Consider the following 23,779-nt stretch of genomic DNA (forward strand, 5'->3'; position numbering starts at 1 on the left):
CGGACTGCTGTTTCCGGTCCCGGATCCGCCGGGATCACGCCAGCTGCAGCTTCATTAAGTCTCTCCGGATCTCCCCGAGTCTTGTCCTGATGCTGCTGTCCACCACGCGGTCACCGATCCTGATCACGAGTCCGCCGAGGATCGCAGGATCGACGCTATAGGTAACTTCCAGACTCACAAAAGCTGTGGTCTCCAAAAGCTTCGCCTCCGTATGGGCCTTCTGCTCCGCGGAGAGCTCCACCGCGCTTGTAACAGTTACGATACCGATCTTTTTATATTCCTTTACACGATTCACAAAATAGTCGAGGATCTTCGGGAGCTCCTTCTGCCGTCCCTTTTCGATCACGGTCTCAAGAAATCCCATCAGGTCATCGGAAACTCTTCCTCTAAAGATATTTTCCACGACCTTTAACTTCTCTTCTTTTATGATCTGCGGATGGTTCAAAAATTGTACAAGGTCTGCATTCTCCATGAGGATCGTCTGCAGTGACTGTACTTCCTCATATACGGGCGACAGCATATCCCGCTCCATGGCAGCTTCAAACAGCGCGTCGCCGTAGACCTTTGACACTAACTTTGCCATGTGCTCTCACCCATTTCCTTTAAAGTCTCCTCGATCAGGGAATCCTGGATCTTTACATCCATGGAAGCGGCAACCGCCTTCTCTGCCATCAGGGACGCAATGGAAACGATCTCCGTCTTCATGTCCTCAAGCGCTTTCTTCTTCTCCAGCTCGATCTCCCGGTTTGCCCGGTCAACGATGCGGTTTGCTTCCTCTCTCGCTTCCGCTAAGATATCAGCTTCCTGCTTTTTCGCTTTTTTCCTCGCTGCGTCGAGAATTTCCTGCGCCTCTTTGTCGATGGACTTTATTTTATCCTCATACTCTGCTTTCAGCGCGAGCGCGTCTTCGCGGCTTGTCTTTGCCGTTTCCAGATCACCCGCGATCCGTTTTCTTCTTTTTTCCAGTACTTCACGCGCCGGATTAAAGAGAAAATACGACATTACAAAGAACAGGATAAAAATATTGATTCCCGTGATCACAATGTCGTTGATCCATTGAGGGTCAAAATTTATTAACCGTTCCAAGGTCTCATCTCGCCTCCTTTACAAACTTCCGCGCATAGCCGGAAGTTTTTTCCTGTTCCCATATCCGGATCAACCGAACGGCTTAACGAACATAAGGATAATGGCAACAACAAGACCATAAAGACCGGTCGTTTCGGCAACGGCCTGTCCAAGAAGCATGGTCGATGTAATATCAGATTTCGCGCCCGGGTTGCGGCCGACTGCAGATGCGCCGAAACCAGCGGCGATACCCTGTCCAACACCAGGTCCGATACCGGCGATCATCGCGATACCGGCGCCGATTGCTGAGCAAGCATGGATCAAATCCTGTCCTGTAATATTCATAGATAAAACCTCCTGTAAAAAAATTTTATAGCTGTCATTCACAGCTACAGGCAAAATCCTTTCCGATCGACTGCGTCGATGGGGTCCTGCCTTCCCTGTTCCGCCCTGCGTTCCTACAGTTTATCATTTACATAGACCATAGTCAGCATGCAGAATACGTATGTCTGGATACACCCGGAAAACAGGTCGCAATACACATGAAGTGCGGCCGGAATACCGATTTTTAATAAGACCGGCATCATTCCGTACCAGAGACCCATGATAATAACTCCGGACAGCATGTTCGCGAACAGGCGAAGGGAGATCGAGATCGGATTCGCAAATTCACCGATCAGATTGATCGGGAACAGCACCGGGAGAGGTTGAAACAATCCCGTAAAGTGTCCGACACCATGATTTTTGATTCCCTGATACTGTACGATCGCAAACGTGACCAGACCAAGAAGGAACGTAACACCAAAGTCGGCAGTAACCGTTCTCAGGCCGAACAGACCACTCAGGTTGCAGAACAGAATAAACAGAAAAATCGTTCCGATATAGTTCGCAAACCGGTTCGCTGAACTGCCAAGAATCCCCGTGGTCATATTTTCCAGCATTTCCATACCGAATTCGATGATATTCTGGAATGTTCCAGGTACATCCGTCGCATGTTTTAATGCACGGTTCGCGGCTATCACCAGAATCAGCAGAACGATCGTAACGATCGTCATTCCGACCGTCGTCGTCGTCAGCCAGAGTTCATGACCGAAGAGATGGTATTTCACGATCCCGTGGATCATGAAATCAGCACCACTGCCACCACTCATTCTTTTTCCTCCTTTCCTTAAGACTCCTGAAAGACTGCTGTCTGTTCCACAACAGCAGCGTATAAGACTCTATCCGTCAAGCCTGAAGATCAGGCCATACGGTCGGTTCGTTTCTGAAGTACCGGATACACATAAGCTCCGGTCTTCAAGCCCAGTGCGCCGAGAACGACTGCTAAAAGGTTGATCGTCGTAAATTTCCATAAAAGGCACACCAGTATTACCGCGCACAGGCTGCGGATCAGCGAATGGATCACCATCTTTTTGCTGCTGTACGCCCCATCAGCCGATTCCACACAGAGTTCCGTGGATCTCGCGATACTGATGAGCAGTACCTCCGCCGCCGCGGCTCCGATCAGCACTCCGGCGATCACCGGAACGGTTCGGAAAAAAATAAGGCAGATGAGAAGCAAGATCATATTATGGATCAGAATCCCGATGCTCATTCCCACTACCTGTCTCTTTGTCTTATCACTCACGATTGTTCCACCCTTTCAATTACCCTGCCGAGGCTGTCTTCTGCCGGACAGTTCCCTGCTGCTTCATATTCCGCTTTCGTTTACGGGTACCGTCTTCTTTGCCGTCCCTTCGGCCGTCACCGCCATCTTTTGGGACGGTCAGCACCGTCTCCGGTTCCGAAACGGCTCTCCCACTGCTTTACCTGCTCTTTCTTTTCCCTGTCTTCGTCTTCTTTCTCTCTGTCTACGATATGCTTCGCCATCTTATATGCACTCAGGCCGCCCGAGAGAACCCCCAGGATCAGAAAGATCAGAACGGTATGAAGTCCGGTCTTTTTATCGATCCAGCTTCCGAAAAGCACACAGATAAGGACCGGTGTCACAACATTGAGTCCAAGCTGGGTGATCAGCACCAGGTTTTCGAGTCCGTTTTTTTTCTGACGCATTTTCTCCCACCTCACTTACCGCGTAACGCATACCGCCATTATACTAAATATTTGCGGATTTGTCCATTTCTACGCATCGACTTTACAGATATTTCGTGAATTCTTTTGTCAATAACATGGTATATTTGGACACATATGGATAATTGTCCAAAAATCACCAGGTGTATTTCTGGATAAAAGTCAACAGGATTCATGTTTCTCCTATATTTGTATATAGGAAAAAGGGACACAGATACTTCCATGTCCCTTCATTTTTTCCTATTACTTTATTTTCTTATGTATCAGTTTCACGGACCCGTCAGATGTTTTCCCTTACAGTCCGTCTCTGTTTTAGTAGTTCATTCCGGTGATTGCGAGCTCTCCATCCGCAGTGACACCAAGAATGATGTTCGGAGCACCGTCACCGAGGACGATCCCGGCCATAACCGGCTCCAGGGAATCGACATCCACCTTTTCGATCGCAGCCTCCATCTCATCGGAGAAGATCTCTGCCGGATCCAGTTTCATAAAGTCTTCCTTCGTATCGACCATGCCTCCGTTCGTCTTCACACAGGAGACAAAGGTTGGGAAATCGATGTGGTCCGCAAGCCCCTCCATATCTTTATTCTTTACAATCGCGATGATCTCTTTTGCGTAGGACTTATAGTCTGTCTTCTCGAGCTGGGCAGCCGCCTGGCTCTGAAGCTTCGCCATCTCCTCATCAGAGATCTCTGCAACCTGCACGCCCTCAGAACTCTCGTCCGTCTCAAAAGCTCCCGGTCCTTCCGCCATCTTTGGGTCTACATTGGAGAGATCCGGTTTTGTTGTATCAACGGCGGATGTCTCCGCTGCGGAAGCCTCCACAGCCGCTGTTGTCTCCTGAGTGTTTTTTGAGCCGCATGCTGTCGCCATCACTGCTGTCACGCAGAGTGCCGCTGCTAACAATACATGTTTTTTCATAATACAATATTCCTCCTCTGATCTTATCCGGTCCATCCGGATCCGTGTCCGGCAGATTTTTACCGGGTACCCGGGCTTCCTTCTATTCATAAATGTACCTGTCTCACTGTATCAGAACTATACCACGCCCTCTTTTTCCTGACAATAAACAATTTCTAAAGAAATGGTTATTTTTTCGTTAGAAAATCTCCATTTATTTTATTTTCCTTTTAGAGTTTCTCCATACTTCCGTCACATTCTTCCTGTATACTTTGTATCATAAAAGATACCAATCAGTTAAAGACATCACGAAGCGTTTTTAAAAGACGAAAGACGAGGCGTGTAGCGCCTGATCAGGTATATATAAAAAATGGGGCCGGCAGGCAAATGAAATGCGCGCACATTTATGCCGGACTCGACTAAACATAATTCTCGGATCCCTGTGATCCAGGATTGACATATATTCGATACTCATACATCCCCCTTTTTTAGTATTTGTGTGAAAAAACTCCGGTATGCCAGAACCGGAGTTTTTTCATGTCTGCAGTTAAATGTCTCTTGACCCGTTCGCTCATCCCGCACGTTCACTTGCAGCATTCTGTATCTTCACACATGCGTATATCATTCAGTATTTCGTGCCTGTTGTGCAGCAGAAAGTTCATTGAGATTTTCTCCTGAGTAACAAGTGAAAAAACGGGACAGCCTTTGAATCCGGCCGCCCCGTTTTTATCATTTCTTCTTAAATTTAGTGTGTTAAAAGATCCAGTACCAGCTCTGCGCACTTGTTCAGATCATCGATCTTCAATGTTTCTCCGGTCGTATGTACCTTTGTCATACCTGTGGAGAGTACGATCGGCTTGATCCCGTGAAGTGCCATCACATTCGCGTCGCTTCCGCCGCCGCCTTTTGCGGTCACTGCCTGATATCCAAGACGTTTGCAGGACTCAAAGACTCTCTGCACGATCGGATCATCATTTTCCACGTTAAAGCTTACATAATTTGTCTTCAACTCGATCTCAAGCTTTGCTCCCATCTCGTCGCAGGCATCCTGCAGGCACTTCTGCATATGCGCAGCCTGGGCATTTAATTTATCGAGGTTGCGGCTTCTGACTTCTGCCACAAATTCTGCCTTCTCCGGAACGATATTGGTCGCATATTCCGCCTTCAGGGTTCCGATATTGCAAGTAGTCTCCTCATCGATTCTGAGCAGGTTCATCTTTGCGATTCCCTTCGCTGCGACCTGGATCGCACTGATTCCCTCTTCCGGTGCAAGACCCGCATGGGAAGATTTTCCAATGATCGTCGCGAAGATCTTGATCTGCCCCGGTCCACAGGTTAAGATCTTTCCGATATCACCGCTGGCGTCAAATACCATCGCTTCTTTTCCTTTAATCATGGACAGATCCATATTCTTGACACCGTTCATACCACCTTCTTCGCCGATCGTAAATAAGATCTCTGTATTGCGGCACGGAATATTCTGTTCTTTGATCACCTTGATTGCTTCCATGATCGCTGCGATTCCGGATTTGTCATCGCCCGCAAGGATCGTGGAGCCGTCTGTATGGATGATCCCGTCATCGACAAGCGGTCTGATGCCATTGCCCGGAGTCACCGTATCCATATGTGCACACATGATCGTCGGATCACCCGGGATCGTTCCCGGAAGATATGCGCATACATTAAATCCATTGGAGCCAAAACCTTCCCCGGCTTTGTCGGTCTTTACTTCCAGTCCAAGTACTTTAAGATCCTCAACCAGCTTTTCCCCCATCGCTTTTTCATTCTTTGTCTCACTGTCGATCATAACATAATCAAAGAATGTGTCGAGCAGTCTCTTCTCATTTATCATGGCATTACCCCTCCTGTTTTACATGCAAAATACCGGCATTTCGTTCTTTTGCATCACAATTTTGTGTTTTTATTCTAACATGGATCTGCTGTCTCCGCAAGAATCCACACTGCCCTGATACAGCGTTTTTCCATGCCGGCACGCTTCATATTTTCTCCGCGATTCCCCGAAGATCCATGATTTTTCCTCATCCGCTCCTTCAGCGCGCCGGAACTCATCTCTTTATTATTGTCTGAATTATCTGAATTATTTATTCTTTATTAACAATATAAACTGTAACAACTTTTTCACTAAATAAAAAAAGGTGTGGACAGATATTTACAAAAGATATATAATTAATTCATAAAAAGTTTATATTCTTTATTCTTAACAAAGAATTAACTTTTTCTCAATCGGCGGAATTGCTGGAAATCTCCCTGTTTTTTCAGCTATTTCGTACTTTTACTATTGCAGGAGGTTTCTATATGAGCGAAAACACCACTAGTACCACTAAGCAAACCTGGCTCGACAAGGCGTTAACAGTCGTTGAAAACGTATGTAACAAACTTCCCGACCCGGTAATCCTGTTCTGCTGGCTCTTCCTTTTCACGGCGATCATCGGTACGATCGCAACGGTAGCTGGCGTGAGCCTGATCAACCCGGCAACAAATGAAGCCGTTGTTTCCCAGAACTTCTTCTCGGTAGACGGACTCCACTGGTTCCTTGACAATATGGTAAAGAACTTTACCGGTTTCGCACCGCTCGGTCTGGTAATCTCCATGACCCTCGGCATCGGTCTCTGCGAGGAGTCCGGTCTCGTAATGTCCCTCTTAAAGAGCTGCTTAAGCGATGTTCCTCCGGCACTCGTTCCGTACCTTATCGCATTTGTCGGCACGATCGGAAATATCGCTTCTGATACTGCGAACATCATCGTCCCTCCGATCGCCGCTCTTCTCTATATCGGTGCCGGAAAGCATCCGGTTGCAGGTATGATCTGCGGATATGCAGGTGCAAATGCAGGCTTCACTGCAAACCTGATGGTTGCAGGTACAGACTCCCTGCTTCAGGGTCTCACAAATGACGCAATCAAAGGTTTCCTTCCGGAGACTACCTTCCAGGTAGATGTTACCTGTAACTGGTTCTTCATGATCGCCTCCACAATCCTCTGTTCTATCGTGATCGGTGCTGTTTGTACAAAGGTTGTAGAGCCGCGTTTCGGAAAATACGAAGGTTCCTCCGATGAAAAGATCGAAAAACTGAGTGCTTCTGAGAGTAAAGGTCTCCGCTGTGCAGGAATTACAGCGATCATCTACATTATCATCCTCGTTGTTGGATTCTTTACTGGTCCGTTAGCAGGTGAGAATGGTGCCTTCGTTGGTTCTCCGCTCTTAAAAGGCCTGATCCCGATCCTGTTCGTATTCTTCTCGATCTGTGCGATCGCATTTGGTTTTGGTTCCGGTTCCTTTAAGAAATCCGGCGACATCAGTAAAGCTATGAACAAACAGATGGCAGCAATGGGCTCCTATATTTCCTTCTGTTTCTTCTGCGGACAGTTCCAGGGCTTATTCAACTGGACAAAACTCGGTACACTCCTCGCAATCGGCGGCGCTGACATTCTTCAGTCCGCAGGATTCACAGGTATCCCGTTATTTGTATGCTTCATCCTCGTTGTAACATGTGTAAACATCTTCATGTCATCCGGTTCCGCAAAATGGGCGATCTTCGCTCCGATCTTCGTTCCGATGTTCATGCTCCTCGGTTATCATCCGGGCTTTACACAGTTACTTTACAGACTCGGTGATTCCCCGACAAACGCGGTTACTCCGATGTCCCCGTATATCTGGATGGTTCTCGCAACTGCTCAGACCAAGTACATGAAGGACTTAAAGATCGGTACCCTGATCTCCAACCTTCTTCCGATCGCAGTGATCCTCGAAGTGATCTGGGTTGTCTTCTTTATCATCTGGTACCTCATCGGTCTTCCGATCGGTCCGGGTGTCGGTTCCGTTCTTCCGGCAGGAATCATGTAAATTATCCGATCCTGCAGAATTACATAACTGAATACGTTTATTTCGCCAGGGCATGTGAAGTGCCCTGGCGTTTTTTGTCTCATCTATGTCGGTCTCCGGCCACCCCGTAACACCGAATGTCCCTATGTATAAAAAGAAGGTGCCTCGGCACATTCGGCATCTCGCGTGGTCGCTTGCGACAACCTTCATCTTCGCGCGAGTTAGGCACGCAGTGCCTTTTTATTTAACAGGAAGTTCCATCGGAGTTTCCTGTTAAATAAAAAACAGGTGATCCGCTTACCAGACCGCCTGTCTCATACCCTTTATTCTGTTTTCCGGTCCTCTCCTACTTTACAAGTCCTTTTATAATAGAAGAAACCTTATCATAGTCATACTGGACTTCTTTCACGCCGGACTGTTTTTTATACCAGCTTTTCAGTTCCTGATAAGTCGTGGAATAAGAACCATATCCGAGATACAGTTCCGGAGTCTGGTAGTTATCTGCAAAAACGACCATCGGCATAACCTTTAAATTATGGACTCCGTTTTCTTCCATGATCTTTCCGATCTCCTCCGCACCTTTCTTTAAATTAAGAAGCGGATTTTCAAATTCTTCTTTTCTTTTTGCGTCCTCTCGCCGCCACATTGCTCCGTCCGGAGTTCCGTATATCTTAATTCCCCAGCCATAAGTTCTTACAAGGTAAACGCCTCTCTTATCCATAAGGACCGCATCAAACGTCATTTTTCCTTCCGGCAGATTTAAAGTCGCGTTCTTTAAAACCTCACCGGGCTTTCCACAGATCTTTTTCAGCCGCGCGGAGACCTTTTCTACAGCCTTTTCGTGATTCCGCTGTTTGTTCATGTGTTTCGCGATCAGCCAAAACACCATCACACCGGCCAAAATGTAGGCAAAGAACATAAAATAGTCCTGCGCCGAATGAAGTTTCCATGTCTGAAAGTTTCCACCAAACATATTTTATCCTCCCAGGTATTCAATTAACCGCACATTGGCACTTGCTGCCACTGACAGTCTTTTTTGAATCCGTCAGGCAGGATTCCTTTATTATCTGTCATCACGTTTCATGCACGATACTTTATCTTAACACGAAACCACTATAAACGCAATAATCTTCTCATGATCGCCATTTCCTGATTTGTGCATTTTTACCAAATATTTGTCATTCCATTTAGCGAAATCTCCGGGCTTTTTTTCAGTTTTCTAATTTAAAAATAAAAATTATAAACACTTTCTAAAAAATATATAGCTTTTTCGAACCATTTATAGTATAATATCCATGCAAGCGGGATCTCGGGGGTTTAGGTCCCGTAAATTAAGTTTACAGGAGGTTTTTCAAATGAGTGAAAACACTACCGCTAAGAAAACCGGCGTGGACAAACTGATTGATGGTATCGAAAAAGTTTGTAACAAATTGCCGCCGCCAGCGATTCTGTTCTGCTGGCTCTTCCTTATCACAGCCATCATCGGCTGCATCTTCAGTGTAATGGGCGTTGCCCTTACAAACCCGGCTTCCGGAGAGGTTGTAACATCTGCGAACCTGTTCTCCAAAGACGGCGTTGACTGGATCTTAGGCAACATGGTAAAGAACTTTACCGGTTTCGCTCCGTTAGGTCTGGTTATCACAATGACACTCGGTATCGGTCTCTGTGAGGAGTCCGGAATGCTGATCTCCATGCTGAACAGTTCCTTAAAGAACGTTCCGGCATCTATGATCCCGTATGTAATCGCATTCGTCGGTACAGTCGGAAACATCGCTTCCGATACAGCTATGGTCGTTATCCCGCCGATGGCTGCCATCGTTTACATGGGCGTTGGCAAACACCCGGTAGTTGGTATGATGGTTGGTTACGCAGGTGCTCAGGCCGGTTTCACAGCGAACCTGATGGTTGCCGGTACTGATACTCTGTTACAGGGTCTTACAAACGATGCGATCAAGGCATTCATCCCGGATACAACATTCCAGGTTGACCCGACCTGTAACTGGTTCTTCATGATCTTCTCCACCTTCCTCTGCGCAGCAGTTATCGGATTCTGTTCCGTACATATGATCGAGCCGCGTTTCGGAAAATACGAGGGTGCCGGAGAAGCAAAACTTGAAGAAGTTACTCCGCAGCAGAAGAAAGGTCTTAATGCTGCAGCTCTTACCGCGATCATCTACATCATCATCATTGCAATCGGATTCTTCACCGGTCTTCTTTCCGGCGAGAACGGTGCGTTTATTGGATCCCCGCTCTTAAAGGGCCTGATCCCGATCCTGTTCGTTCTGTTCTGTCTCTGCGGTCTTGCATACGGCTTCACTGCAGGTACATTCAAGAACGCTGTTGATGTCAACAAGGCAATGTCTAAGCAGATGGCTGCTATGGGTTCCTACGTTCTGTTCTGCTTCTTCTGCGGACAGTTCCAGGGCTTATTCAACTGGACAAAGCTTGGTACACTCCTTGCGATCGCAGGTGCTGATGGTCTCGAGGCTGCAGGTTTCACAGGCATTCCACTCTGTGTAGCTTTCATCATCCTCTGCTCCTTCGTCAACATCTTCGTATCCTCCGGTTCCGCGAAGTGGGCTATTTTCGCTCCGATCTTCGTTCCGATGTTCATGCTCCTCGGTTACCATCCGGGCTTCACACAGTTACTTTACAGAATTGGTGATTCCCCGTTCAACTGTTGGACACCGATGTCCGCATATATCTGGATGATCTTAAGTGTTGCTCAGACAAAGTACGTTCCGGATCTCAAAATTGGTACTCTGATCTCCAACATGATTCCGATGTCCATCGTTCTTCAGATCGCATGGATCATCGTAGTTGTTATCTGGATGATGATCGGACTTCCGTTCGGACCGGGCGTAGGCGTTGCTCTTCCGGCTGGAATCCTCTAATTCAGAGTATAGCAGCTTACAAAGCTTACTGCGTAAAATATAAAGGCAGGATGACCCGTCGCTTTTGCGGCGGGTCGTTTTTTGCTTAAAACTCACCTCCATGGCATCTTGATACCTCAGAGATGAGTTCTTTTCTTCTCAAAATCGGAAATTCAATTCTTCGCCCGAACTGCCGCTGCAAGCAGTTCACCGCAGCACGCCGAAGTTGATTTTATTATTTCTGGTTCTCTTTCAGATGTCTCTCCAGAATATCCGCTGCACAGGCTGCGAGCTCTGCACACGGGCGCTTTTTATAGTAGCTCTCCGTTCTCGCCTCCGGCACCGGATTCGTATCCGTATTAATCCCGGCCAGCAGCTCCCGGCAGATGTAGCTTCCGTTCTCGTTCTTGAACGTCGTTACAAGCTCCTGAATTTTCTTATAGTGATCCTGCTTCGCCGCTACCGCCTTCGGGTCTGTATAGCCTTCCAGAGCCCCACAGACCAGTGCCATTCCGCTGACACAGCCACATACCTCCCGAAGTCTTCCGAGGCCGCCGCCAAACGAGGACGCCAGGCCTGCCGCCATCTCTCTGCTGATCCCCCGTGCTTCCAGCTCCTCAGCAAATGCCAGCGTCACCGCCTGGGAGCAATTGTAACCTTCCCGGAACAGTTCCCGCGCGCGGTCCCCGCGGCTTTTTTCACAGACTGTTTCATTTTTTGTTGGTTTTTCCACAATATCCATCGGCTTATTCTCTGCCATTCCTTCTACCCCTTTCGTATCTTTCCCGTTACCATAGCATATACTGTGTAACAAAATTTTCCAATGCTTCGCATTCCGAATCGGCAAAATCCTCGATCGCAGCGGTATCATACGGAATTTTCAGTTCGTAAAATCCCTACTCGCGAAAAATAACTCGCTTTTCTCTTTGTCACTGTTCCGAAGAACCTTTGCTTGTATTTTTCCATGTCTTATGGTAGAATAATATCGTTATGGTTGTATCAAAGATTCAGCCACATTCATATGACAGCGAATCATTTCCTGGGCCATCGCCAAGCGGTAAGGCACAGGACTTTGACTCCTGCATTCCACGGGTTCGAATCCCGTTGGCCCAGGAAATGATTCGCAAATCCAGTGCTTGTAATTTTTATTATAAGCACTTTTTTTATCTGTTTGCAACAGGAAATCTAACCTCTGAACGCGGTTAAAGCTCCCGGAAGTTTTTAATAGCTATCACAAACCATTCCAGAACCAACGATGGGGCAGAGTTCTTATGAACTCCGCCCCATCCATTGACATAGGACCTATTAGCACAGCAGCTTCCCCAACAAAACAAAAAAGCCCCGGGAACTGCTTCCCAGGGAAATACGGGTGGATACAGGGATTCGAACCCTGGGCCTCCAGAGCCACAATCTGGCGCGCTAACCAGCTGCGCTATACCCACCATAATATAAAATTCGAAATCGCACTTGATTTCAAATGAGCCTGAAGGGATTCGAACCCCCGACCCACGGCTTAGAAGGCCGTTGCTCTATCCAGCTGAGCTACAGACTCATTATGCTTTTTCGCAAAAGCAAAGCGGGTGATGGGAATCGAACCCACGTATCCAGCTTGGAAGGCTGGTGTTCTACCATTGAACTACACCCGCAGGAAAACTTTGTTTTATTTTCGCTGACTTGAATATTATATCTCATATCCGTTCATCTGTCAACAATTTTTTTATCTTTCTTTCGATAAAAATCGGGGTGACAGGATTCGAACCTGCGACCCCCTGGTCCCAAACCAGGTGCTCTAGCCAAGCTGAGCCACACCCCGGAATTTCTGCGAAGCATTTGAAAAGCAAAAGTTCACTAAATGCGTTTAAAATTATACCGTGAACACGATAGATTGTCAACCATTTTTTTGAAATCTTCCAATAAAATTGCAGTCCACGTTACCCTCCAAGCCATTAAAACCCGCGACCGTCACTGCAGTCAGCGGGAAGCTTCTGACTAAGGACCTCGATCCAGGCATCTACTTTTTCTTAACTCGCAGGTATAACTGTTTCAGCAAAGGGTGACTGTATTCTCGACACTACCAGCGGTGATCTTCCGCCCAGGAGTGCCTTGATCCGGGGATCTGGTTCCTCTTAGCTCGCGGGTGACTGCGTTGGGACGCAGAGACCGCACTGTCTGAGCGAAGCGAGTTTGCGGTATCTGTGTCCCGCCCTTAGCAGTCTCCCGGGAGCTTAGCGGAACCATCCCCGCATCCCTGGGCGCTCCTGGGCGGAAGCTCACCGCGTACTCTCGCTAACACTGCGATCCAGTCAAAATCTTTCTTCGCCCTCTCGCCAACACCATATCTCAGTCACACCCCGTCTAATACAACCCCGACGGAATATCCCGATCCTGATCCACATAACAGACCGTATAATGCGCCTCCCCATTCCGGTCGATCTCCATCAGCATATACGATGGTTTTCTCCCGTCCTGTCTCGGATAAGAAAGACTTCCCGGATTCAGCACCACAAGCCCATCCTCACAGTACTCCAGATGCGGCTTGTGGGTATGGCCAAACATGACAATATCCACCTTTCTGGCTCTCGCCTCTTCCTTGATCGTCTCCAGCTCAAACGATACGCCGTACATGTGACCGTGAGTCAGAAATGCCCGGTATTTCCCGATGGAGATCTCCTTCTCCTTGTCTGTCTGGGAAAAGAAATCATTATTTCCGCGCACAACATGGATCACGCAGTTATCATTATTCACCCATTCCTTAAAATAGATCTCGCTGCCCTCGGTATCCCCCAGATGGATCAGCATATCGAACGGGGACTGTTTTTCAATAATTGCCCTGAGATTTCCATCTCTTCTGTGGGTATCGCTCACGATCAGAATTTTCATACCTTACTCTCCGATTTCTTCTGCAAGACATTTTTTCATCGCCCGAAGCGCTTTACCGCGGTGGCTGATGGCATTCTTCTCATCCATAGTGATCTCCGCCGATGTCTTCCCGTATTCCGGAAGCATCAAGATCGGATCATAGCCGAATCCGCCGGCACCAGCCGGTTCATGCGCAATCACGCCTTCCATCGTTCCCTCCGCTGTCAAGGTTCTTCCATCCGGAAGGACCGCTGCGATCACACAGACGAAGCGCGCCGTGCGCTTCTCCTCCGGGACACCGTCCAGACGATGGATCAGATTCCAGTTCTTGATCTCATAGGAAGTCTTCTCCCCCATATACCGCGCGGAGTAGACGCCCGGCTCCCCGTTTAAGGCATCGATCACAAGCCCGGAATCATCCGCGAGAACGATCCCACCGGTCTTCTCCCAAACAGCTTTTGCCTTAATTAACGCATTTGCCGCGAATGTATCTCCATCTTCCACAATATCAACATCCACGCCTGCCTCCTTCATCGACAGGATCTCCGCTCCGAGGTCCTTTAAGATCTCACGGATCTCCCGCATCTTTCCGGCATTTGATGTTGCAAAAACAATCTTATGTTCCATGTTCTTCTCACTTTCCAATGATCCTGCTGTAGGCTTTCAGGCACACGTTGCATCCCTTTGACTCTTCGGTCCGCTCCCATGTGCCGCCATCAAAACTAATATACCCCTCACCGTCGCTTATGTCAACATTTCCTGTCCGCCCGCTGCCTGCATACTCCACCGCCACCGGCTGCGTTGTCCCCGGCGTGTGGATCTTAACTGCCACAACGAACGGCTCTCCTGCATTCACCGTCTGCGGTTTTGCCAGGCGGACCGTATAAAATCCTGCATCCGTGACCATGCCGAATGCCAGGACTTTTCCACTGTCCACCTGAAATTTCACACCGTTTTCCACATGTTCACGGAAACTGTCCCCGTCAAACACATACACTTCGTATTCCGTGTCCGGCGCCGTGGCATAAAATCCCACTGCCTCCAGCGTCTCCTCCGACTCTGCTGTATACACGTTCGCCATCCATGCGTCCGGCTCTCCATAGCCCATCTGGCCGGTCCATCCGCAGAGATCACTCTGGTAATTCCTGTCATAATTATCCGACGGCTCGATCCCGCGATAGGAGATACTGCTCTCCGCGATCCGACTGTCCTCGTAGGAGACATGAAAAAATCCACCATCCCCAAAGGTTTCTCCCCAGCTGTTGATGCAGAGAAACGCCCCGTCCGACTCCGGAGCTGATGCGAACTTTTCCTTCGGATAATCGTCATCCCAGCCGATGATCACGGTGTCATGGTTCGGCTCCTCGCTGCCTTTATAACAGACATTTCCGTCGCCCCCACGGTTTTCCGCCGGAAGATAGAGCGATGTCTGGACGCCTCCGTATAAAAATACCGCCCGTTTTACCGCGCCATAATCCTTCGCTTGCAGAATCCTGATCTCCTGGACATGACAGACCGGTGCAAGACCGTCCGGTGAGGTGCTGTCCCCATATGGATCGTCCGCCTCCGAGACAGGTCCCTGCCAGGCGAGAAGGTAGGCCATCGCCATACTGTAATCCCCGCCGGAATTCTGACTGATTCCGAAGCTGTTGTGGATCGACATATGGTCCGCCGAGAGCGGCACTGCCATGGATTCCGGCATGGACGTCTCCACCGCCTTTAATGCCGCGAATGCCCAGCACGTACCGAGATCTCCCTGGTCGGAAACACGGATCGCCCGGTGTTCCCTCAGATCGTAGGATGACGGGAGTTCTATAAACTCCTGCTCCCCGGATCCATCTGCGGAAATTTCACTGTCCGCATCCATGTATTTCCGGTCAGCTCCCGTTTCATCTGTACTGTTCGCTCCGGCATCCGTCAGTGTTTCTTCCCCATCAGCTGCAGCGTCAGAATTCTCCGTGACGCTCAGATCAGGCTTCTCTGCGCTGTTTTCCTGATGGTCATCGTCCACTACGAGGTCGATCCCTGTCTTTGCCAGATCCAAGATTTCTGTCCTCGCAGCAAAAACCATGCCTGCTGCCAGCACTGCGACCGCTCCGGGCCACAGACCGCTCCCACGTCTTTTCCTTCTTCGGCTTCTCATCTTCTCCGTCTTACCCACATTCCGCCTGCAATCGGCATTTTCCCTGTCCTGCATGGCAGGTTACGATCAAAAATCCATTCCTGGTCGGCTGCGCCGATGGGATTTTCACCTTCAAGCCTGTGCTTTATTACGGTCAGCGCAACAAGTGCGCAGACCTGCTGAGCAGTTATCACTGCTCTTCGTTTCTCTCCTCACGTTTCCTTGCCGGTGGCTTCGGTCCCAGGAACTGGTAGAAATACGTCTTCATCATACCATTATAGATCTTCCGGTTCTTATCCGCCTTGCGTCCGAAATAGCGCTCGGTATCTTCATACGCCGTGATGATATAAGCTGACCAGGAATCAAGCGCCGCGAAACGCTCTCCGATCGTCTTATATAACTCCGGCAGGTTCTTCTTCTCCTCGATTCGCTCCCCATACGGCGGGTTTGTGATCAGGAATCCGTATTTTTTCGGATGGCTGAGCCCACTCACCGGACGCTGCTGGAAATGGATCAGTTCGTCCACGCCTGCTGCCTTCGCGTTCGCTCTCGCTGCACGGATGATGTCCCCGTCAATGTCGTAGCCCTGGATATCCGTCTGGACAGAAAGATCCACAAGATCGTTCGCCTCGTCCATCGCATCATACCAGCATTTTCTCGGGATCAGATGTTTCCAGTCCTCGGAGAGGAATTCCCGGTTCATGCCCGGCGCCATATTCGCTGCGATCATCGCCGCCTCGATCGGGAAGGTTCCGCTTCCGCAGAACGGATCCACAAGGATCCGGTCGCTCTTCCACGGAGTCAGCATGATGAGTGCCGCCGCCAGCGTCTCCGTGATCGGCGCCTTACTTGTCAGGGTCCTGTAACCGCGCTTATGCAGGGATTCTCCGGTCGTGTCAAGCGCTACCGTCACCGTGTCCTTGTGAAGGAATACGCGCAGCGGGAAGCTTGCACCGCTCTCCGGGAACCATTCGATCCCATATGCCTTTTTCATCCTCTCGACCATGGCTTTTTTCATGATGGACTGGATATCGGACGGGCTGAAGAGCTTGCTCTTAATGGAGGAAGCTTTCGCGACCCAGAATTTCGCATCCTTCGGGAGATATTCCTCCCACGGGATCGCGCGGGTCCCCTGGAACAGTTCCTCGAAAGTCTCTGCATGGAAACTGCCGACCTTTAAAAGTACGCGCTCCGTTGTTCTGAGGAAAATATTGGCACGGCAGATCGCCTCCGCGTCGCCGATAAATGTCACACGCCCGTCTTCCACCTGGCTGACCTCATATCCAAGGTCCAGGATTTCTTTTTTCATCACTGCCTCCAGGCCGAAATGGCATGGGACGATCAATTCAAATGTATTCAATCTGATTTTCTCCGTTCTGATGTATCGCGCAGCTGCTCACGTAACTGTTCAGTACCCTCACACCTACAGGAACAACCTCCCCCGGAGCTTCCCTTCGGATGCATGGCAACCTACAAGCAAAAATCCATTTTAAATTCGCAGCCACTTTATTTTCATAGTTTCATTCCATCCGTATCGTTCGCCGGATGGCTGTATTCCATTTAATTTTAAGGGTTCGCAGTCACCCTGTCAATCCCTGTAAAACTACAATCCAGGCTTCCTGTCCACGGTACAGGAGTTTTCTGACCATGCAAAGCACCCGTGACCGTGACCATATCATACCAAGCATTCCATCCGGAATTTTTTTCGATAATCGACAGTCCTACCCTGCCAAATCATCACTTTCTTTTCTTCCGGAACTTTTACTCCCGGCATCCCACATAATATTTTCCCCTGTAATAATGCAGTCCTCCCAGTGCATTCACCGCATCATACCCGCGTCCCGCGAGTTCTCTCGCCGCGAGCAGGCTCTGACCTCCGTAGGCGCAGTAGATGACCACAGGACGGTCTTTTGTGATCTCTGCCTCCACTTCATCCAGCTGTTCATAAGGCAGGTTCACAGCCCCCAGGAGATGCCCTGCCTCATATTCCTTCTGTTCCCGCACATCCAGCAACGTGAATGTCCGCTCCCCGTCCAGAAGTTGTTCCAGCTGCTGCATCGAGATCGTCCGAAACATATTCCTTCTCCTGAAACATATCCTTAATTTAAAATATGCCGGGCGGCCCGGACATGGTTCCTTTCTGCACAGTCAATTCCAGCACATTTCAATGCTTTATGCAGCTGCCGTGGACCGTTCTGTGTCCGCATAACGTCTGAAATCATATACCTTTCGTCTGCAATAACCGCAAAAATGGCGGCAGGATCACCCCACCGCCATTCTTATCAGATCTGACTGTTCGACCACGCAATCTTTCCACACAGCTTCCTGCACAGTCAGACCGCCGCATCTTTTTTATCTTTTGCAGTTTCTCCCATTGTCCGTAGAGTCCTTAGAACTGTTCTTCGAACGGTTCTGACTGTTATTCTCCGAACGGTTCTGGCTGTTTCTGCTCTGGTTCTTTGTCTTGTCGTAAGTCTCAGACCCACTGTTTTTCATGTTGTCGTCCATATCATAGCTGTTTCTTGCCATTTTTTTCGTACCTCCTGGAGTTGTTGTTCCACGGCCGCCTGTAAGACGCACCGGCGGAAATATTTTGCTGCGGCATCCTCTGCCGCACCTGCATTCTCTAGTATGGTCCGAACCTGAACTTTTATGCACCGCTGTCCATGATCTTTTCAGGCAACATCTTTTATGCCGTTTCCCCAAAAAGCACTTTTAATTTTTTCATACAATGAAAGAAAGCCGGGATCAGGAACGCATCCGCAAAGATCCATGCAAGCGGACTCGCAAAACATGCCGGAAGGAATCCGAACACCGGAACAAGGCAGAAGCCAACGAGAGACCGTGCAGCCATCTCGCAGACACCGGCCAGGATCGCAAACGTCGAAAATCCCATTCCCTGGATCGTAAAGCGGACCACATTCACAAACGTCAGTGGAATGTAGAACATACTGTTTCCGATCAGGAACATCGCCACACGACCGATGATCTCCGTCTGATCCGCGTCCATAAAGAGAAGCGCGATATACTTTCCGCCAAAGAACAGGATCACAAACGCGATCAGGGAGTAGACGATACCGATCAGGCTTGCCGCCTTCAGTCCCTCTTTCACACGGTCAAGCTTCTTCGCACCCACGTTCTGTCCCGCGTAAGTCGCCATGGTTCCACCCAGAGCATCAAACGGACAGCAGAAGAACATACTGACCTTGCTTCCCGTAGAAACGGCCGCAACCGCCATAGAACCCAGAGAATTTACCGCAGTCTGGAGCACAACGCTGCCGATGGCCGTGATGGAATACTGAAGTCCCATAGGAATCCCCATGCTGCAGAGTGTGCCGAGCATGCGTCCGTCCGGCTTCCACTCTTCGTCTTTCATATGAAGGATCGGATAGTGCCGGATCATGTAGATCAGACAGAGCACTGCCGAAATTCCCTGCGAGATTACCGTAGCCAGAGCCGGTCCGCCCACACCCATGCCGAGTCCCAGGATCGTAAAGAAATCAAGACCGATGTTCAGGAGGGACGATAACAGCAAAAAGTAGACCGGGGTCTTGCTGTCGCCGAGGCTGCGGATAATTCCCGCCAGCATGTTATAAAGGTAAGTGACCGGAATTCCAAGGAAAATCACAAAAATGTAATCATATGCGCCCTGAATAATATCCTCCGGCGTATTCATCCACTGTAAAATATTCATGCAGAGTGCACCTACGACCGCCGTCATGACCACCGCGAACACCGCTGAAAGCCATCCGGCATTCGCCACGAACTTTCTCATTCCCTTGTAATCTCCCGCGCCGAACTTCTGCGCCACCGGAATCGCAAATCCGCTGCAGGCACCGGTACAGAAACCGATGATCATAAAGTTGATCGACCCCGTCGATCCAACCGCCGCCAGAGACGATACTCCCAGACATTTTCCGACAATGATCGTGTCTACCATGTTATAAAACTGCTGAAAAAGAAATCCCAGCAGCATCGGAACCGCAAAGCTTAAGATCAGCTTCATTGGCGATCCGACTGTCAGATCCTTTACCTCACTTTTCTGCATATGTAATTCTCCTGTGTCTCAAATTTGAAATATCCTGTATCAAAATTTCATATTTTGCCAAACTTTGATGTATTATAAATCAGTGATAACAAAATGTATATGCATCAAAGCACCAAAAAAGTGTACGATTTTACTTTTAGATTCGTCAAAAGCGCTTTTAAACATAAAGGATGTTAGACCATACAATGATTTAACATCCTTTATATTATCCACTATTCCGTTTGTACAAAGTTCTCTACTCTTTTTTTTACATCATCATGTTCATCCATAAGTTTCTTTGCCTCTTTTGCATCATGCCGCGCAATTGCGTCTGTGATAAGAAAATGATAATAAATTCCACCAAGAAATCCAAATTTATCATTTCCATATGTCAGCATATTAGGATTTCCCAATATTTGATGTATTATATTTGAAATAATCGGATTTCCATATGCCTCGGCAATCGTTATATGAAATTCCATTTCCTTCTGATTATATAACAAAGAGTTCCCAATTGCGTTATGTTGTTCATAGTTAATCTGACGAAGTTTCTTAACCAGCTCCGGTGTCGCATTTTGAGCTACCGCATATGCAATCTCCGGTTCTATGAGTTTTCTCGCTTGTAGCCAGGTCAGATAATTTTTCATCTCAATTTTTTCTACCGACCCACTTGCATTGAGTATTCGTTGATCCGGAAGATATACCTGATCTAAGCATACAAATGTTCCTTTTCCCCGCTCACTTTTAAGTATTCCCAAAACATTGTATCTTTGAATTGCACTGCGAATACTGGTACGGCTATATCCCAATTCTCTACACAATTCATTTTCCGATGGTATTTTTTCTCCAATCGCCCAACTTCCATCATCAATTTTACTCTTCATGTATTGCATAATATGATCTATCACATTTTCAGGTTTGTCCATATATATAACTCCTTTTAAATGAGTTTTTATGTCTCTATTCTAAATGTATAGATTCTAAAACGCAAGTCCTTACGAAAAAATGCTTATCTTATGCTACCAGCGTTGGAAGAAATGTTGATATTGCCGGAATATATGCCACAAGCATCATTACAATGAAGAAAAGAAGAATCAACGGCCACATTTCTTTTACGAGCTTCGCCAAGGAGATCTGACCAACCGAACTTGCAATAAAGAGAGTCGCACCGACAGGCGGAGTAATTCCACCGAAAATAAATGTCAGAACCATAACCATTCCAAAATGAATCGGGTCAAATCCGAAGCTCGCCGCCAATGGCTGGAAGATTGGTACCATAATGATTGCCGCCGGAGTCGTATCCATAAAGCAGCCGATGATCATCATAGCGAGGATCATTAGGAACATAATAATATAAACGTTTGTTGTAAGTCCAGAAATCCATATGCTTAACTTATTCGGAAGCTGTAAAATCGCAATACAATAGCTGAAAGCACTTGTTGCTGCAAAAATTAGAGAACTCTGTCCAACTGTAAACGCTGTAGATTTAATTGTTTCGATCATATCATGAAAATGAAATTCTCTGTAATAAAATACACCAATAATAACGCCATACAGACCAGCGACAGCACCAGCCTCTGTTGCGGTAAACACACCTGATAATGTACCGCCAATAATAATCACTGGCATAATCATAGCCGGAATGGCATCCTTCGCTGCAACAAGAAGATTATGGGAATTAAACTTTGGCCGATAGTTACCATCGCAGTTCTCCGGATCAGTCTTTGCTTTATAAAGACAATATATCATTTGTGATACGGATACCATAATTCCAGGAATCATTCCAGCCACAAACAATTTACCACAAGAAATCCCCGTAATAGAAGAATAAAGTACCATTAGAATGGACGGAGGGATAATGGAACCAATCGTCGCTGACGCACATGTAATAGCTGTCGAATATGATTTGCTGTATCCTGCCTCCGTCATCCCCCCAATCTCCATGACGCCTAAAGAAGCAACGTCTGCAGAAGTTGAACCCGAAATTCCCGCAAACATAGTTGATGCGAGGACATTTACCAAAGCAAGACCGCCTGGCAAGAATCCTACAATTTCTGAGGCGAATTTAAAAATTCTTCTTGTAATTCCACAGCGGTTCATAATTTCTCCTGCGAAAATATATAACGGAATCGCCATCAAAGTAAAAGAATCAGCGCCAGCAAACATGCGTTGCGGAATTGTGAGGATATCAGTTCCTCTCGTTAGCAGATACAGCATGGAAGAAATTCCCATAACAGCTGCAACCGGAACTCCAATCAGAAGGAGTGCAAAAAAAGATATCAACAATACTGACATATTTACATTTCCTCCTCAATATTTTTCTTATGTTTTTTCAATCCCAAATGAAATTCTATTATGTTAATAGCAGATTCTAATACAATACCCGCACATCCAAATGCCATAATTCCGTATGGAATCGCCATTGGAATTTTCATTGCCGATGAAGAAACCGAAATATTCAGTATTGCCATACGACACGTATATATTGTGGTGATTCCAAAAAACACCACCATTAAAAAACGTCCAAATTGTGCAATTATTTTCTGTATCTTTTCAGGGAACATGCCTGTGAAAAAATCCACATGAATATGACGATCCTCCCTCGTTGTAAAGATTGCTCCCAAGAATATAATCGATACGAAACAATAACGTCCCATTTCCACAGAAAAGACAATCGGGCTATTAAAGAAATAACGCATAATAACATTCAGATTGGTTATTCCAAACATCATCAAAAACAAAAAAATAATTACCCATAACAATAATTCATCTATGACTTTCTTTACCCTCTTCAACACTTCCATCGCGAAATTCCTCCACTGACATCAAACAGAATATCCCTAAAAAAATCAGGTGGGCAGACTTGACACCGCCCACCTGTACATGCGAATCAATATTCACAAGTTTTATCCAAAATCACTTATTCTTCTGTACCAGCTCAAATAATTTCTTTGCCTCGTCGGACTGCATAAAATCATATGCGTTGTAATCAATCATCGCGCGCATGGATTCAACATCAGAATCAACGAATGTCATCTTTTCTTCCAATGCCTTACGGTTTTCAGCATCAGAAGTCTTGGTAGATTCCAAACCATAATGGGAGGCGTCCAGACCCGCCTGCAATAATAAGTTCTTTTCATCATCGTTTAATTTATCGAAAACAGATGCCGACATTGAGAATGTTGTAGGAGCGTTCAGATGGTTTGTCTTATTGAAGTATGGTGCAACCTTAAACCACGACAAATGTAAACAGCCATCCGGAGTATTCTCAACGCCATCTACGACGCCAGTATCTATTGCTGTGTAAATCTCACCAGTTGCTAACGGAGTTGGAGCTGCCCCTAACATACGGAATGTATCTACATACAGGGAAGATTCCGGAACTCTCATCTTGAATCCCTTTAAATCATCAACACTATTGATTGGTTTTGTTGTGTACATATTACGAAATGCCATTACATAATATCCAAGGTTCTGTACTTTCGCAACGTTGCGAAGCTGTTCAGACGCGTATTCGCCCGCCTCGCTTTCAAGCACTTTTTGTACCTGATCATAATCATCATACATATACGGAAGAATCAGTGCGCCTAACTGAGGAATAGAGTTTACATAGAATTCAACTGCAATTACTGCCATATCCAGTGTACCGGCCGTTAATGCCTCCAGATTCTGCGCCTCAGTTCCCAGTGCAGAGCCCTCAAATACATCTACTTTCATCCTTCCATCAGAAAGCTCTTCTACTTTATCAGCAAAATGGTGAGTCACATCTGCCAGTGCGCTTCCGCTAGGTGCTGTTGTTGATAAAGAAAATGTATGTTTTTCAACATTTGATGCATCAAACTGATATGTGTAGTCTTCTCCCTCCGATGTTTTCTTTGTCTCATTGGTTTCTGCTTCTGATGAGATTTCCGCAGTTGCCACAGTTGTCTGGGATGTCGTCGTAGTTGACGCATTGTTTAGACATCCTGTCATGGACATTGCCGCCATTGCCGCTGCTAAAACGATTGCCAATTTTCTTTTCAT

The 23,779-nt window shown here is 47.4% G+C and carries 23 protein-coding genes and 5 tRNA genes; 3 read left to right on the plus strand and 25 right to left on the minus strand.

The genetic code is table 11. From position 1 onward, the window contains the following. Nucleotides 1-34: 34 nt before the first annotated feature. The 8 genes from atpH to V2546_RS00910 all read right to left on the minus strand — a co-directional run bounded on the left by atpH (nt 35) and on the right by V2546_RS00910 (nt 5,887). The gene (gene atpH, locus V2546_RS00875) at nt 35-583 is read right to left on the minus strand and encodes an ATP synthase F1 subunit delta (RefSeq protein ID WP_329751308.1); all 549 of its coding nucleotides are present in this window, start codon (nt 581-583) and stop codon (nt 35-37) included. Next, the gene (gene atpF, locus V2546_RS00880; protein WP_021904590.1) at nt 571-1,086 is read right to left on the minus strand and encodes a F0F1 ATP synthase subunit B; all 516 of its coding nucleotides are present in this window, start codon (nt 1,084-1,086) and stop codon (nt 571-573) included. Before atpF ends, atpH begins: the two co-directional genes overlap by 13 nt. Nucleotides 1,087-1,155: 69 nt before the next feature. Then, entirely contained in the window at nt 1,156-1,410 is a 255-nt protein-coding gene (atpE, locus tag V2546_RS00885; protein WP_015553054.1) for an ATP synthase F0 subunit C, read from the minus strand. A gap of 113 nt (nt 1,411-1,523) precedes the next feature. After that, nucleotides 1,524-2,216 (minus strand): F0F1 ATP synthase subunit A, encoded by a 693-nt coding sequence (atpB, locus tag V2546_RS00890; RefSeq protein ID WP_015553053.1) that lies wholly within the window; start codon nt 2,214-2,216, stop codon nt 1,524-1,526. A gap of 89 nt (nt 2,217-2,305) precedes the next feature. Further along, nucleotides 2,306-2,692, minus strand: a complete 387-nt coding sequence (locus tag V2546_RS00895) for a hypothetical protein (RefSeq protein WP_021904589.1) — start codon at nt 2,690-2,692, stop codon at nt 2,306-2,308. A 116-nt stretch (nt 2,693-2,808) separates the two neighbouring features. Beyond that, a complete protein-coding gene (locus V2546_RS00900) occupies nt 2,809-3,117 on the minus strand; it encodes an AtpZ/AtpI family protein (protein ID WP_021904588.1) in 309 nt (102 codons plus the stop codon). 330 nt (nt 3,118-3,447) lie between these two features. Then, complete coding sequence (locus V2546_RS00905; RefSeq protein ID WP_118531092.1) at nt 3,448-4,056, minus strand: hypothetical protein; 609 nt, start codon at nt 4,054-4,056, stop codon at nt 3,448-3,450. 724 nt (nt 4,057-4,780) lie between these two features. After that, nucleotides 4,781-5,887: a M20/M25/M40 family metallo-hydrolase gene (locus V2546_RS00910; protein ID WP_118531094.1), complete on the minus strand. Its 1,107-nt coding sequence runs from the start codon at nt 5,885-5,887 to the stop codon at nt 4,781-4,783. Between the two features lie 464 nt (nt 5,888-6,351). Here V2546_RS00910 and V2546_RS00915 point away from each other — a divergent pair, with 464 nt between their 5' ends. Then, nucleotides 6,352-7,896: an AbgT family transporter gene (locus V2546_RS00915; protein ID WP_142410563.1), complete on the plus strand. Its 1,545-nt coding sequence runs from the start codon at nt 6,352-6,354 to the stop codon at nt 7,894-7,896. 325 nt (nt 7,897-8,221) lie between these two features. Here V2546_RS00915 and V2546_RS00920 read toward each other — a convergent pair whose 3' ends face one another. After that, nucleotides 8,222-8,848 (minus strand): nuclease-related domain-containing protein, encoded by a 627-nt coding sequence (locus V2546_RS00920; protein ID WP_329751309.1) that lies wholly within the window; start codon nt 8,846-8,848, stop codon nt 8,222-8,224. A 382-nt stretch (nt 8,849-9,230) separates the two neighbouring features. Between V2546_RS00920 and V2546_RS00925 the strand changes: the two genes are divergently transcribed. After that, on the plus strand, nt 9,231-10,769 hold the full coding sequence (locus V2546_RS00925; protein ID WP_118531100.1) for an AbgT family transporter: 1,539 nt from the start codon (nt 9,231-9,233) through the stop codon (nt 10,767-10,769). 214 nt (nt 10,770-10,983) lie between these two features. On the opposite strand, the gene V2546_RS00930 is transcribed toward V2546_RS00925, so the two are convergent. After that, nucleotides 10,984-11,508: a C-GCAxxG-C-C family protein gene (locus tag V2546_RS00930; RefSeq protein ID WP_329751310.1), complete on the minus strand. Its 525-nt coding sequence runs from the start codon at nt 11,506-11,508 to the stop codon at nt 10,984-10,986. Nucleotides 11,509-11,788: 280 nt separating this feature from the next. Here V2546_RS00930 and V2546_RS00935 point away from each other — a divergent pair. Continuing rightward, a tRNA-Gln gene (locus tag V2546_RS00935) sits at nt 11,789-11,861 on the plus strand. Nucleotides 11,862-12,116: 255 nt separating this feature from the next. Here the strand turns inward: V2546_RS00935 and V2546_RS00940 are convergent. The 15 genes from V2546_RS00940 to V2546_RS01010 all read right to left on the minus strand — a co-directional run bounded on the left by V2546_RS00940 (nt 12,117) and on the right by V2546_RS01010 (nt 23,779). Continuing rightward, a tRNA-His gene (locus tag V2546_RS00940) sits at nt 12,117-12,190 on the minus strand. A gap of 36 nt (nt 12,191-12,226) precedes the next feature. Next, a tRNA-Arg gene (locus V2546_RS00945) sits at nt 12,227-12,300 on the minus strand. A 23-nt stretch (nt 12,301-12,323) separates the two neighbouring features. Next, nucleotides 12,324-12,394, minus strand: a tRNA-Gly gene (locus tag V2546_RS00950). A gap of 92 nt (nt 12,395-12,486) precedes the next feature. Next, nucleotides 12,487-12,561: transfer RNA gene (locus V2546_RS00955), tRNA-Pro, on the minus strand. A 542-nt stretch (nt 12,562-13,103) separates the two neighbouring features. Continuing rightward, nucleotides 13,104-13,628, minus strand: coding sequence for a metallophosphoesterase family protein (locus V2546_RS00960; RefSeq protein ID WP_118297260.1), 525 nt, complete (start codon nt 13,626-13,628; stop codon nt 13,104-13,106). 3 nt (nt 13,629-13,631) lie between these two features. Continuing rightward, nucleotides 13,632-14,234 (minus strand): XTP/dITP diphosphatase, encoded by a 603-nt coding sequence (locus tag V2546_RS00965; protein ID WP_118297378.1) that lies wholly within the window; start codon nt 14,232-14,234, stop codon nt 13,632-13,634. Nucleotides 14,235-14,241: 7 nt separating this feature from the next. After that, nucleotides 14,242-15,750, minus strand: a complete 1,509-nt coding sequence (locus V2546_RS00970) for a lectin like domain-containing protein (RefSeq protein WP_329751311.1) — start codon at nt 15,748-15,750, stop codon at nt 14,242-14,244. Nucleotides 15,751-15,919: 169 nt separating this feature from the next. After that, on the minus strand, nt 15,920-17,089 hold the full coding sequence (locus tag V2546_RS00975; protein ID WP_329751312.1) for a class I SAM-dependent RNA methyltransferase: 1,170 nt from the start codon (nt 17,087-17,089) through the stop codon (nt 15,920-15,922). A 401-nt stretch (nt 17,090-17,490) separates the two neighbouring features. Continuing rightward, nucleotides 17,491-17,805: a rhodanese-like domain-containing protein gene (locus V2546_RS00980; protein WP_118531104.1), complete on the minus strand. Its 315-nt coding sequence runs from the start codon at nt 17,803-17,805 to the stop codon at nt 17,491-17,493. A gap of 276 nt (nt 17,806-18,081) precedes the next feature. Continuing rightward, nucleotides 18,082-18,258, minus strand: coding sequence for a hypothetical protein (locus V2546_RS00985; RefSeq protein WP_182426430.1), 177 nt, complete (start codon nt 18,256-18,258; stop codon nt 18,082-18,084). A 160-nt stretch (nt 18,259-18,418) separates the two neighbouring features. Beyond that, the gene (locus V2546_RS00990; RefSeq protein WP_329751313.1) at nt 18,419-19,777 is read right to left on the minus strand and encodes an MATE family efflux transporter; all 1,359 of its coding nucleotides are present in this window, start codon (nt 19,775-19,777) and stop codon (nt 18,419-18,421) included. Between the two features lie 212 nt (nt 19,778-19,989). Next, the gene (locus tag V2546_RS00995) at nt 19,990-20,682 is read right to left on the minus strand and encodes a FadR/GntR family transcriptional regulator (RefSeq protein WP_118735688.1); all 693 of its coding nucleotides are present in this window, start codon (nt 20,680-20,682) and stop codon (nt 19,990-19,992) included. A gap of 88 nt (nt 20,683-20,770) precedes the next feature. Beyond that, nucleotides 20,771-22,051, minus strand: coding sequence for a TRAP transporter large permease (locus V2546_RS01000; RefSeq protein WP_118735687.1), 1,281 nt, complete (start codon nt 22,049-22,051; stop codon nt 20,771-20,773). Between the two features lie 2 nt (nt 22,052-22,053). Continuing rightward, nucleotides 22,054-22,560: a TRAP transporter small permease gene (locus V2546_RS01005; RefSeq protein WP_329751314.1), complete on the minus strand. Its 507-nt coding sequence runs from the start codon at nt 22,558-22,560 to the stop codon at nt 22,054-22,056. Between the two features lie 112 nt (nt 22,561-22,672). Then, entirely contained in the window at nt 22,673-23,779 is a 1,107-nt protein-coding gene (locus V2546_RS01010) for a TRAP transporter substrate-binding protein (RefSeq protein ID WP_329751315.1), read from the minus strand.

Source organism: Clostridium sp. CM74B_53, from assembly GCF_036318045.1.
GTDB lineage: Bacteria > Bacillota > Clostridia > Lachnospirales > Lachnospiraceae > Pilosibacter.